General features: G+C 75.2%; 13 protein-coding genes. 7 read left to right on the top strand and 6 right to left on the bottom strand.

From position 1 onward, the window contains the following. Window positions 1–126: 126 nt before the first annotated feature. Both ACF053_RS23080 and ACF053_RS23075 read left to right on the top strand, forming a co-directional pair. Complete coding sequence (locus ACF053_RS23080) at window positions 127–864, top strand: phosphodiesterase (protein ID WP_391955666.1); 738 nt, start codon at window positions 127–129, stop codon at window positions 862–864. A 66-nt stretch (window positions 865–930) separates the two neighbouring features. Continuing rightward, a complete protein-coding gene (locus ACF053_RS23075; RefSeq protein ID WP_391955665.1) occupies window positions 931–1,437 on the top strand; it encodes an SPW repeat domain-containing protein in 507 nt (168 codons plus the stop codon). Window positions 1,438–1,593: 156 nt separating this feature from the next. Here the strand turns inward: ACF053_RS23075 and ACF053_RS23070 are convergent, their stop codons facing one another. Next, complete coding sequence (locus tag ACF053_RS23070) at window positions 1,594–1,731, bottom strand: hypothetical protein (RefSeq protein ID WP_391955664.1); 138 nt, start codon at window positions 1,729–1,731, stop codon at window positions 1,594–1,596. 216 nt (window positions 1,732–1,947) lie between these two features. On the opposite strand from ACF053_RS23070, the gene ACF053_RS23065 reads away from it, so the two are divergent. From ACF053_RS23065 to ACF053_RS23045, 5 genes are all read left to right on the top strand, one after another. Continuing rightward, on the top strand, window positions 1,948–2,499 hold the full coding sequence (locus tag ACF053_RS23065) for a DUF2243 domain-containing protein (RefSeq protein ID WP_391955663.1): 552 nt from the start codon (window positions 1,948–1,950) through the stop codon (window positions 2,497–2,499). After that, on the top strand, window positions 2,496–3,332 hold the full coding sequence (locus tag ACF053_RS23060) for a cytochrome c oxidase assembly protein (RefSeq protein ID WP_391955662.1): 837 nt from the start codon (window positions 2,496–2,498) through the stop codon (window positions 3,330–3,332). Before ACF053_RS23065 ends, ACF053_RS23060 begins: the two co-directional genes overlap by 4 nt. A 141-nt stretch (window positions 3,333–3,473) precedes the next feature. After that, window positions 3,474–5,198 (top strand): aa3-type cytochrome oxidase subunit I, encoded by a 1,725-nt coding sequence (gene ctaD / locus ACF053_RS23055; protein WP_391955661.1) that lies wholly within the window; start codon window positions 3,474–3,476, stop codon window positions 5,196–5,198. After that, on the top strand, window positions 5,195–5,521 hold the full coding sequence (locus ACF053_RS23050; protein ID WP_391955660.1) for a hypothetical protein: 327 nt from the start codon (window positions 5,195–5,197) through the stop codon (window positions 5,519–5,521). Before ctaD ends, ACF053_RS23050 begins: the two co-directional genes overlap by 4 nt. 307 nt (window positions 5,522–5,828) lie before the next feature. Then, window positions 5,829–6,329 (top strand): DUF1360 domain-containing protein, encoded by a 501-nt coding sequence (locus ACF053_RS23045; RefSeq protein WP_391955659.1) that lies wholly within the window; start codon window positions 5,829–5,831, stop codon window positions 6,327–6,329. Window positions 6,330–6,445: 116 nt separating this feature from the next. On the opposite strand, the gene ACF053_RS23040 is transcribed toward ACF053_RS23045, so the two are convergent. From ACF053_RS23040 to ACF053_RS23020, 5 genes are all read right to left on the bottom strand, one after another. Beyond that, window positions 6,446–7,285, bottom strand: a complete 840-nt coding sequence (locus ACF053_RS23040) for a DUF1206 domain-containing protein (RefSeq protein WP_391955658.1) — start codon at window positions 7,283–7,285, stop codon at window positions 6,446–6,448. Between the two features lie 55 nt (window positions 7,286–7,340). After that, entirely contained in the window at window positions 7,341–8,435 is a 1,095-nt protein-coding gene (locus tag ACF053_RS23035) for a magnesium and cobalt transport protein CorA (protein ID WP_391955657.1), read from the bottom strand. Between the two features lie 438 nt (window positions 8,436–8,873). After that, window positions 8,874–9,698, bottom strand: a complete 825-nt coding sequence (locus tag ACF053_RS23030) for an ABC transporter ATP-binding protein (protein WP_391955656.1) — start codon at window positions 9,696–9,698, stop codon at window positions 8,874–8,876. Then, window positions 9,695–10,819, bottom strand: a complete 1,125-nt coding sequence (locus ACF053_RS23025) for a FecCD family ABC transporter permease (protein ID WP_391955655.1) — start codon at window positions 10,817–10,819, stop codon at window positions 9,695–9,697. Before ACF053_RS23025 ends, ACF053_RS23030 begins: the two co-directional genes overlap by 4 nt. After that, entirely contained in the window at window positions 10,816–11,862 is a 1,047-nt protein-coding gene (locus tag ACF053_RS23020; protein ID WP_391955654.1) for an ABC transporter substrate-binding protein, read from the bottom strand. Before ACF053_RS23020 ends, ACF053_RS23025 begins: the two co-directional genes overlap by 4 nt. Between the last annotated feature and the right edge of the window lie 3 nt (window positions 11,863–11,865).

Here is an 11,865-nt window from a genome sequence, read left to right as displayed (position 1 = left end):
CGGACGGCGCCGCGCCGCGCTCCGGCCAGGGCGCGGCCCGGACGCCGGACCGCCGCACCCCGGCGGTCCGGCGTCCGACCGTCCGCCGCCCCACGGCGCGGAGTGCGGCCGGTGAGGGGGCGGCGCGTGCGACGACCCCCCGCACCCGCGGCCGCCGGGGACGCCGCGGCGGCGGCGTCGCTCCGGCTCGCGCAGGCCGCGGCCCGGAATCTCGCGCGGCTGCGGCGCGCCCCCGCGCTGCACCCGGACGGCCTCGTCTGCTCCGGCGTCCTCACGGTCCCCGGCTCACCCCACCGAGCGTGGGGCGTCCCGCTCCTCGACGACCCGGGCACGTACGAGGTGACCGCCCGCTGGTCGCGGGCGCTCGGCCTGCCGCAGGCCCTCCCCGACGGCTTCGGCCTGGCGCTGCGCGTGGAGGGTGCGGACGGCCCGGGACGGCCGTGGGACCTGCTGCTCACCACCAGTGGCGACGGGCGGCTGCTGCGTCACGTCCCCCTCCCACGCCGCCGCCCGCTGGCCGGGCCGTACGGGACGCTCACCGCCTACCGGGTGGGCCCGCGCACCTGCTGGCTGGCCGCCGTGCCCCGCGATCCGCACCACGCGGTGCGCGGCGGGCTGCCGGCCCTGCGGCGGCACCTGCTCCGCACCGACGTGGTCCTCGACCTGTGCGTCGCCGCGCGCGGCCAGCCGTGGCGGCCGGTCGGCGTCCTCGTCCTCACCCCGCGCCTGCCCTGGACGGGCACGTCCCCCGGCTACGACCCCTACCGACACACCGCCCCGGGACTCCGCCCGAGCACCCGCCTGGGTCCGCTGCGGCAGGCCGCCTACGCCGGGTCCCGCGCCGGACGCCGCCGGGCCGCCTGAGCGGGCTTGGGGCCGCCCGGCGGGCACGGGTGTTTCCCCGCGGCCGGAAGGGCTACCCGGGGCGGCATGGAACGCAAAGCGGCAGCCACGGTGGCGGCGACGTCGACACGGACCCCGACGCCGGCTTCGGCCGCGGGAGGCCGACAGCCCTCGGCGTCGGCCGCCCGCCGGATTCTGCGGGAGGGGCAGCGCGACCAGATCGTCAGTCTGCTGATGGGTCTCGTCGCGATCGCCCTGTTCGTCGCCCCCTGGGTGGCCGGTGAGCCCGACACCGCGAAGGACGCCCACCGCAACGAGCTGGCCGTCGGCATGGTCGTCGTGTTCCTGGCGATGGCCCGCCTCCGGTGGCACCTCGGCCGTTGGTCCGACCTGGCGCTGCTGGCGGCCGGCGCCTGGCTGATCGGCTCGCCCTGGCTGCTGGCCCTGCAGGACACCGTCGTGTTCGCCGACGGTGCGCACGTCTTCGACGTGGCGGCCGGGACGGTCCTGGTCGTCCTGTCCGTCGTCTCCCTCGCGCTGTACCGCCCGGCGGTGGGGGACGACCCCGAGGCGGACCACCAGCGGGAGCACTGAGCCGCCCGGCCGCCCCACGCGCGGCGGCGCCGACCGGTGCACGCCGAGGGCACGGTCCGCGCGCGCTGAGAGGACGCCGGTCCGTGGCGGAACCCCTGGGCTCCGCCACGGACCGGCATCCTTCTCGCGTCCGGCGTCCGCCTGGGCGTCCGGCGGTCAGCCGTGCTTGCCGCCGTCTTTGCCCCTGACCCCGTGCACCGCGTCCCGCGACCGGTCCACCAGCGCGGCGACCGGGCCGAGCGCCGTGTTCGCCGCGGCCGACCGCACCCCCGGGTGCGGCCGGGTGAGCGCCACGGCCTCCCCCGAACGTCAGGACGTTCGGCAGCTCCGGGCGCCGGGCACCGCGGGGGCCCGGTCGTCCCCAGCCACCCGGGTGGTGTCCCCCCCCCGGGGCGGGGGCCGCGTGCGGCCACGGCTCGAACGGCTCCCGGCCGGGTACATGCCGGGGGCACACGCCCCACCCCACCCGTCCGGCGCGCGCCCCACCGGGCCGACAGAAAGGCAGGCTCCATGAGCCGGCAGGTCCCTTCCCCCGCCACCCGCCGGGAGCCCCCGCGGCCCCGCGCGTCGACGGCCGTCTGCGCGGTCGTCGGAGCGGCCGTCATGGCGGCGGTGGACGAGATCGTCTTCCACCAGATCCTGGCCTGGCACCACTTCTACGACCGCTCCACGCCCCGGATCGGCCTGTTCTCCGACGGACTGCTCCACACGGCCGAACTGCTCGCCCTCGTCGCGGGCTTCTTCCTCCTCGCCGACCTGCGCCGCCGCGGGGCGCTGGCCCGCCCGTACGCCTGGGCCGGGTTCTTCCTCGGCCTGGGCGGGTTCCAGCTGTTCGACGGGATCGTGGACCACAAGGTGCTGCGCGTGCACCAGATCCGCTACGGCGTGGACACCGCCCCCTACGACTGGGCCTGGAACCTCGGCGGCCTGCTCCTGCTCCTCGTCGGGGCCGGCCTCGCCCTCCGCGCCCGCCGCCTCGACCGCCGCCTCGGCCGTCGCCCGGACGGCGTCTCGGACGGCGTCTCGGACGGTGGCCCAGGCCGTAGGGGAGGGGGCGCGTGACGCCGCTGCACGGCCACACCGGTCCGGTCGCCGTCCACGCCGGGCCCGGCCTCGCGGAGCAGCTGACGGCCGCCGCCGCGGTGCTGGCCGCCGTCGCGTACCTGTGGGCCGCCGCCCGGTTGCGGCGCCGCGGGGATGCCTGGCCCCGGGCGCGGGACGCGTCGTTCGCCTGCGGCGGCGCCGCCCTCGCGTGGGCGGCCGTGGGCGGCCTGCCGGGCGGTCCCTTCACGGCGCACATGGCCCAGCACCTGGTCGTCGGGATGGCGGCCCCGCTGCTGTTCGTCCTCGCCCGTCCCTTCACGCTCGCCCTGCGCGTCCTGCCGCCCGGCCCGGCTCGGCGTCGCCTGCTCGCCCTGCTCCACTCGGGGCCGGCCGGGCTGCTGCTCTTCCCCCCGGTGGCGGCCCTCCTGGACGTCGGCGGGCTGTGGGTGCTGTACCGCACGGACCTGTTCGCCACCACCCTGCGCGAGATGTTGCCGCACGTCCTCGTGCACGTCCACGTCCTGGCGGCCGGGGTGCTCTTCACGCTGGCCGTCTGCCGGCTCGAACCGGTGCGCCACCCCCGGGGCCTCGCCCTGCGCGGCGGCACGCTGCTGGCCGCCGGCGGCGCCCACGCGGTGCTCGCCAAGAGCCTGTACGCCGCCCCGCCGCCCGGTACCGCCTACGCCGCGGTCGACCTGCACACCGGGGCGCAGCTCATGTACTACGGCGGCGACCTGGTCGAGGTGGCCCTCGCCGTCACCCTCGCGGTCCAGTGGTACACCGCCGCCGGTCGGGCCCGGGTGAGGGCCCTTCGGAGGGGGCCGACCGCCCGCACCCGCGCAGTCGCATGAGATGTCTTGTGCCCGAAACGGCTCGTCCACCGCGCCGGGGAGGGCGATGGTCCGTAACTTGTCCCTGGCGCGCCCCGCCGGAGACGGCCCCGCGTCCCGCGTCCCGCGCCCTGCCCCGCCCCCGCCCGGATGAGGTCCCGCATGACCATGACCACCGAGCCCACCACGCTGGTCCCCGTGAAGGGGAGGGGGTGGGGGCGCGTCGTCGTGGACTGGCTGACGACGACCGACCACAAGAAGATCGGTCACCTGTACCTGATCACGTCGTTCGCGTTCTTCCTCTTCGGCGGTCTGCTGGCCCTGGTGCTGCGCGCGGAGCTGGCCCGCCCGGGTCTGCAGCTCGTCTCGGCGGAGCAGTACAACCAGGCGTTCACGCTGCACGGCACGGTCATGCTGCTGCTGTTCGCGACGCCGACCTTCGCCGGCTTCGCCAACGCGATCATGCCGCTGCAGATCGGGTCGCCCGACGTCGCCTTCCCGCGGCTCAACATGTTCTCGTACTGGCTGTTCCTCTTCGGCGGCCTCATCGTCGTCGCCGGTCTCCTCACCCCCCAGGGGACGGCGGACTTCGGCTGGACCGCCTACACCCCGCTGAGCGGCGGGGAGCGCACGCCGTACGTGGGCGGCGACATGTGGATCATGGGTCTCGCCCTGGCCGGCTTCGGCACCATCCTGGGCGCGGTCAACTTCATGACGACGATCATCTGCATGCGGGCGCCCGGCATGACGATGTTCCGGATGCCGATCTTCACCTGGAACGTCCTGCTCACGTCGGTCCTCGTGCTGCTGGCCTTCCCGGTCCTCGCCGCCGCGCTGTTCGTCCTGGAGGCGGACCGGCGGTTCGGGGCGCAGGTGTTCGACCCGGAGAACGGCGGGGCGCTGCTGTGGCAGCACCTGTTCTGGTTCTTCGGGCACCCGGAGGTGTACATCCTGGCGCTGCCGTTCTTCGGCGTGGTCAGCGAGGTCATCCCGGTCTTCTGCCGCAAGCCGCTGTTCGGCTACATCGGCCTGGTGGGGGCCACCATCGCCATCACGGGCCTGTCGGCGACGGTGTGGGCGCACCACATGTTCGCCACGGGTGCGGTGTTGCTGCCGTTCTTCTCCTTCATGACGTTCCTCATCGCGGTGCCCACGGGGGTGAAGTTCTTCAACTGGATCGGCACCATGTGGAAGGGGTCCCTCAGCTTCGAGACACCGATGCTGTGGTCGGTGGGCTTCCTCGTCACGTTCCTCTTCGGCGGCCTGACGGGCGTCATCCTCGGCTCCCCGCCCCTGGACTGGCACGTCACGGACTCGTACTTCGTGGTGGCGCACTTCCACTACGTCCTCTTCGGGACGATCGTCTTCGCGATGTTCGCGGGCTTCCACTTCTGGTGGCCGAAGATGACCGGCACGATGCTCGACGAACGCCTCGGCAAGATCCACTTCTGGACCCTGTTCGTCGGCTTCCACCTCACCTTCCTCGTCCAGCACTGGCTGGGCGCGGAGGGCATGCCGCGCCGGTACGCCGACTACCTGGCCGCCGACGGCTTCACTGCCCTCAACACCCTGTCGTCCGTCGGCGCGTTCCTCCTCGGGCTCTCCACGCTGCCGTTCCTCTACAACGTGTGGAAGACCGCCAAGGTCGGCAAGCGGATCGACGTCGACGACCCCTGGGGATACGGCCGCTCCCTCGAATGGGCCACCTCCTGCCCGCCGCCGCGCCACAACTTCGTCACCATCCCGCAGATCCGCTCCGAGTCCCCCGCCTTCGACCTGCACCACCCGGCGATCTCCCAGCTGGTGAAGGCCGACACCGGCGGACGCCGGGACGTCGTCGAACCGGGGATGGGCGTGGCGCCCCTGACCGACGACGAACGGCCGTGACCGCGCACCGGGCCGCGCGCCGCGCGGGCGGCCCGCTCCACCGGACGCACTCGCGGGAGGCCCGCGCGGAGGGCGAGGCGTTCGCACGCCGCATGCCGTGGCTGACCACCGCCCAGCACGAGGAGGTCGCCCGGCTCTACGCCGAGGACCGCGTCGAGTCGTCGGCCCGGCTGCTGCGAAGGACCGCCGCCCGCTGCGAGGAGCTGCGCGAGGAGTACGCCGCGCACTACGACCGCCTGCGCCGGCGCCTCCTGTGCGCCGGCGCCGCCACCCTGCTCGCCGCCGCCGCCCTCGGTGCGGGGACGTGGTCGGCCCTCCGCTGACCCGGCGACGGCGACGGCGACGGCCACGGCCCGCGGCCCTCCCCGGAGCGCCCCCGACAGCGGGGAGGGCGTGGCTGCGGGAGTCACGCCCTGGGGTGACGGGCACACCGGTTCCGTTTGTGCCCGGGCACCATGGGCACCGGGGAGGGGCGGGTGGAGGCCCGCTTCCCGTCCCGTCCGGACCGTGTCCGTGCCGAGGGCGGGCGGTGCGGGGCCGGACCGCGGCCCGTACCGGTCCGTGACGGGCCGGGCGAGCACGGAGAGGGCGCGCGGGCGATCCGCCGCCCGAACGACGGGAGGGACGCTGGTGGGCGCAGACGAGGGCATCCGGGAGACCTACGAGGGCGACGCCGAGCGACCGCTCGGCGGATACACGGCCGCGATGGCCGGCTACGCGGCGTACGCCGGGGCCTGGGCCGCGCTGATCCGGTGCCGCGGTCGGCTGCCCGAACGGCACGACCCCCTGGACGTCGCCCTGACCGCGGTCGCCACGTTCCGGTTCAGCAGGCTGGTGACGAAGGGAGCGGTCACCAGTCCGCTGCGCGCGCCCTTCACCACCTACCAGGGCCCGCAGGGGCCCGCCGAGGTCAGCGAGGAGTCGCGCGAGGGGCACCGGCACACCGTGGGGGAGCTGCTGACCTGCCCGTTCTGCATGAGCCTGTGGGTCGGTACCGCGCTCACCGCCGGTCGTTGCGTGTGGCCGCGGGCGACCCGCACCGTCACGGCCGTCATGGCGTCCCTGGCCGGCGCGGACGCCCTGCAGCTGGCCTACAGCGGGCTGATGGACAAGGTCACGGGCGGGAAGTGAGCCCGGCCGCCGCGCCGGGCGCGGCGGCGGGGGACACGTCAGGGGGCCCGGCCGTGTCGACGGCCGGGCCCCTGACCCGTGCGGTGCGCGGTGCCCCGTGCGGCGCACGCCGTGGGTCACACGCGGCGCCACCGTGCCATCGCGAAGGAGAACAGTCCGAACAGCGTGAGCCCCGACGCGACCAGCACCAGCAGCCACGGGCCGACCGGAGTCGCGGCGAAGGACCGCAACGCGTCGTCCAGCCCCTTCGCCTCGTCCGGCTCGTACGTCAGGGCGGCGCGCACCACGAACACGCCGACCACCGCGAACACGGCGCCGCGCGCGACACCGCCGCCCACCCCGGTCACGTCCGTGAACTGACGGGCCCGGCGGGACATCGTGCCGACCTTCAGGTGCTTGCGGTACTTGCGCAGCGCCGCCCGGGCGGCCATCCACACGCCGACGACGACGATGCCGATCCCGGCCAGGCCCACGATCCACCGGCCGCCGGGCAGCTCCAGGGCCCGCGCGGTGACGTCTTCGGACTGCTGGTCGCCCGAGCCGCTCCCGCTGCCGCCCTCCCCGCCGGCGAACGCCAGCACCGAGTAGGCGACGAACCCGTAGAAGACGCAGCGGACGGCGGACATGAGGCGTTTGCGCGCCTTGTGCCCGCCTTCGCCCGCAGCGCCGAACAGGGCCTCCGAGAGCCGCCACAGCGCCATGCCCACCAGGCCGATGCCGACGGCCCACAGCAGCGGCGAGCCCATGGGCTGCTTCGACAGCTCGGCGAGCGCACCACCCCGGTCCGCCTGTTGGTCACCCTCGCCGAACGCGATCCGCACGGCGAGCAGCCCTATGAGCACGTACAGAACACCCCTGGCGGCGAGCCCCCACCGCGCCGCTACACCGACCGCCGAACTGTTCGCCGCGCCGCGCGCCGACGTGCGGCCGGGCAGCGAGAACAAGTGTGTGTTCATTTCATCCTCCCGGGGTCGCCTGCCCCCGCGGGAGGCGCGGAAACGGGCACCGGTGTCACAGCCAGCCGTTGCGCCGGAAAGCGCGGTGGATGAGGACACAGGCCACCGTGATCGCGGCGAGCGCCAGGGGGTAGCCGAACCGCCAGCGCAGCTCCGGCATGTGCGTGAAGTTCATCCCGTACACCCCGCAGACCATGGTGGGGACGGCGATGATCGCGGCCCAGGCGGTGATCCTGCGCATGTCCTCGTTCTGCGCGACGGTCACCTGCGCGAGGTGCGCCTGGAGGATGGAGTCGACCAGGCCGTCGAAGCCCTGGATCTGTTCGGTGACGCGGGCGAGGTGGTCGGCGACGTCCCGGAAGTACGTCCGTATCTCCGGGTCGACCACCCGGCTCGTGCCCGTCGACAGCAGGTGCAGCGGACGGCCGAGGGGGACCACGGCCCGCTTCAGCTCCAGCAGTTCCCGCTTCAGCTGGTAGATGCGGCCCGGGTCGACGGGCTTCGACCCACGCGGCGCGAACACGTCGATCTCCACCTGGTCGATGTCGCCCTGCACGGCGTCGGCGGTGGCCAGGTACTCGTCGACGACGTGGTCGGCGATCGCGTGCAGCACCGCCGAAGGCCCCTTGGCCAGCTGCTCGGGGAGGGCCTCCAGGGTCTCGCGGAGCGGCCCCAGCGAGCCGTGGCGGCCGTGCCGGACCGTGACGACGAAGTCGGGGCCCGTGAAGACCATGAGTTCGCCCGTGTCGACCACCTCGCTCACGGCGCTGAGTACCTCGTGCTCGACGTAGGCGACGGTCTTGAAGACGGCGAACAACACGTCCTCGTACTGCTCCACCTTGGGCCGCTGGTGGGCGTGCACGGCGTCCTCGACGGCGAGCGGGTGCAGGCCGAACAGCTCGGCGACGTCCGCGATCTGCTCCGCGGTCGGTTCGTGCAGACCCAGCCACACGAAACCGTCGCCCTGCTTCCGCACCCGCCGCACGGCCTCCCCGACGCCCTCATCGCACTCCTGCCGCACCCCGTCCCGGTAGACGACGCAGTTGACGACGCTGCTGCCGAGCGGCGACCGGGCGGGGTGGCTGAGGTCGACCCGGCGCCCGCCGCGGGCGAGGCGGGCGACCCTGCGCAGGCTGCCGACCATGGACATGCGGTCCTCCTTCGACGGGACCCGGACAGTGTGCCACCGCCGGCCCCCCGGTACGCCTCCGTCCGGCCGACCGCCGGGGCCGGCGCCCGGGCGCGCGCCCGGGTCGTGCGTCCGCGGCCTGCACTCGGGTCGTGCGTCCGCGGCGTGCACTCGGGGCGCTCCCGGATCCGGTCGGGCAGGACGCGCCCGGCCGCGTCGGGGCCCCGGTCACCGATGCCGGTCAGCCGGCTGTGGGTCGTCGCGACCACGGGTCCCATGACCGGGGGCGCCCGGCTCCCACGCCGCGCCGTCCGTGTCGGCGCGGTACCCGCCGGCGGCCGCGCCGCCTTCCACGCCCGGTACGGCCGTGCCGGTGCGCCGGCCCTCCCCGTCCGGGGCCGGGCAGCCCGGCGCAGCGCAGGCCCCCGGCGACCCGGCCGGCGCCCCGGCGGGCGGGCCTCACGACCCGGCGTGCTCCCGTACGGGTGCCGGTGGTGCCGGTGCCGGTGGTGCGTCGGGGAGGAAGGTCACGTGCGGCGCCCCCGTGCGCGGATGGACCTCGACCTCGGCGCTCACGCCGTACACCTCGGCCAGCAGGTGCGGCGTGAGTACGTCGACCGGTGCGCCGGCGGCGGTGACCTCGCCGTCGCGCAGCACGTACAGGCGGTCGCAGTGGTACGCGGCGAGGTTCAGGTCGTGCAGGGCCACCAGGACCGTCGCCGGCAGCCGCCTGAGCAGGCCGAGCACGTCCAACTGGTGCCGGACGTCGAGGTGGTTGGTGGGCTCGTCGAGGACCAGCAGGGACGGCTGCTGGGCCAGGGCGCGCGCGATCAGCACCCGCTGGCGCTCACCGCCCGACAGCCGGTCGAAGGGCCGGTCGGCGAAGGCGACGGCGTCCACCGCCGCGAGCGCCGCCTCCACCAGCCGGACGTCCTCGGCGTCGTCGCCGTCGAGCAGCCGCTTGTGCGGGGTCCTCCCCATCGCGACGACCTCCCGCACGGACAGGTCGAAGTCCGCGGCGGACTGCTGCACGACGGCCGCCAGCGTACGGGCGAGGCGCCGGGGCGGCAGGCGCCAGGCGTCGGCGCCGTCGACGCGGACCCGTCCCGCGTCGGGGCGCAGGACCCGGTAGACGGCCCGCAGCAGGCTGGACTTGCCGCTGCCGTTGGGGCCGACCAGTCCGACCAGCTCGCCCGGGCGGGCCGTGAGGGAGACGTCCCGCACGAGCCGGTGCGCGCCGGCGGTGAGCGTGACGCCCTCGACGGAGAGTTCGGCCGCGGTCATCCCACTCCTCGGTCGGTGGCGCGCCGGGCGTCGCGGCGCATCAGACACAGGAAGAACGGTCCGCCGCACAGGGCCGTGAGGACGCCGACGGGGATCTCCATCGGCGCGGCCACGGTCCGCGCCGCGATGTCCGCCCAGACGAGGAAGACCGCCCCGCCCAGCGCGGCCGTCGGCAGCACCCGGCGGTGGTCGCCGCCGACGAGGACCCGCACCATGTGCGGCAGCATCAGCCCGACGAAACCGATCGGTCCGGTCGCCGCCACCATGACCCCCGTCACCAGGGAGAGCAGCACGAACATCCGGGCCCGGAACCGGGCCACGTCCAGGCCCATCGTCGCGGCGGCCTCCTCGCCCGACAGCAGCAGGTTCAGCGACCGCGCCTGGACCAGCAGCACGCCGATCCCCAGCAGCAGTGCCGCCGCGGGCAACCACAGGCCGGCCCACCGGACGCCGCCGAGCCCGCCGAGCGTCCAGGCGAGGACCGCGCGGGCCTGGTCGCCGGTGCCCGAGGTGAGCAGCAGCAGGTCCACGACCGCCGTGAGGACCGCGGCGACGGCCACGCCCGACAGCACCAGCCGCACGGAGGTGATCCGCCCGCCCGCGCGGGCGGTGACGTACACGACGACCAGGGCGAGCAGGGCGCCGGCGAAGGCGGCGACCGACAGGGACAGCGCCCCGAACACGCCGACGCCGAGGACGATGACGCAGACGGCGCCGAGCGCCGCCCCCGACGACACGCCCAGCAGGTACGGCTCGGCGAGCGGGTTGCGCACCAGCGCCTGCAGGGCGGCGCCCACCACCGAGAGGCCCGCGCCGGTGACCACGCCGAGCAGTACGCGCGGCGCGCGCACGTCGAGCACGATCGTCTCGCGCGCCCGCGACCACGTCGGCTCGGACCAGTCCGCGCCCAGCGCGTGCGTCACGATGCCCCACACCTCGCCCGGCGGCACGTGCACCGAGCCGATGGCCATGCCCGCCGTCGCGGAGACCACCAGCAGGACGCCGAGGACCACGAGGGTGAACGCGAACGACGCACGGCGGGGCCCGCCCCCGCCGCTCGCCCGGCCCCGGGGGCCGGGACCGGTGCGGGCGTCGGGGGCGGCGGGGGCGGTGGCCGTCACCGGAACCGCTCGGGGTGCAGGGCCTTGGCCAGGTCCTCGACCGCGTAAGGCGGGCGGACGCCGACGAGCGTCGCCGTCAGCGGCAGCACCACGAACCGCTTGTTCCTGATCGCGGGCACGTCGGCGAGCGCCGGCTGCGCCAGCAGGAACCGCTTCTTCTGCTCGACTCCGCCCGCGCCCGCGTAGTCGTAGATCGCGATGACCTCCGGCTTGCGCGCGACGACCTGCTCCCACGACACGTCGCCGAAGACCTCGTCGAGGTCCGCGAAGACGTTCCGGCCGCCGGCCAGCCGGATGATCTCGGTGCCGAGCCCCTTGCCGCCGGCCGTGAACGCCGCCTTGTCGCCGCTGTCGTAGACGAACACCGGGACCTGCGGGGCGCCCTTCACCGCCCGGGTCGCCTCGTCGATGCGCGAGCGGAGGTCGGCGACGAGCGCGTCGGCCCGCTCCGGCACGCCGAAGATCGAGCCGACGGTACGGATCTCCTCGTACGTGTCCCGCATGGACACGCTCCTGCCGCCGCAGTACTCGCGGTTCAGGTACGTGTCGATCCCCGCGTCCCGGAACGCCGCCCGGGAGCGGCCCGCCTTGTCGTCGAACGCGCTGGCGTAGCCGCCGTACACGAGGTCCGGTTCGGCGTCGAGGACCGTCTCGAAGGACGGCTCCTTCTCCGCCAGTCGGGGGACGGCCGCGAAGTCCTTCCGGTACTGGGGCAGGACCGCCGAGTCGGGGAAGGCGGTGCCCACCATGCGGTCCTTCAGGCCGAGGGCCAGCAGCAGTTCGGCCGGGTGCTGGTGGATGGTGACCACCCGCTCCGGCGGCCTGTCGTACGTCGTGCGCGTGCCGCAGTTGTCGACGGTGACGGGGAAGCCCTTCGCGGGCCGCGCCGCCGCGGACGGGCGGCCGTCGTCCGCGCCGCGGGAGGTGCCGCAGCCGGACAGCAGGGTCGCGGAGAGGACGGCGGCCAGGGCCGCCGCGCCCAGGGCGCGCCGGCGCGCCCTGGCAGGGGTGGGAAAGGGGGGACGGGACGAGCCGTCGTACACGTG

It is taken from the genome of Streptomyces kanasensis, assembly GCF_043077165.1.
Classification (GTDB): Bacteria; Actinomycetota; Actinomycetes; order Streptomycetales; family Streptomycetaceae; genus Streptomyces; species Streptomyces changanensis.
The sequence above is the reverse complement of the archived record's forward strand: the minus strand, read 5'-3'. Positions and strand labels throughout refer to the sequence as shown.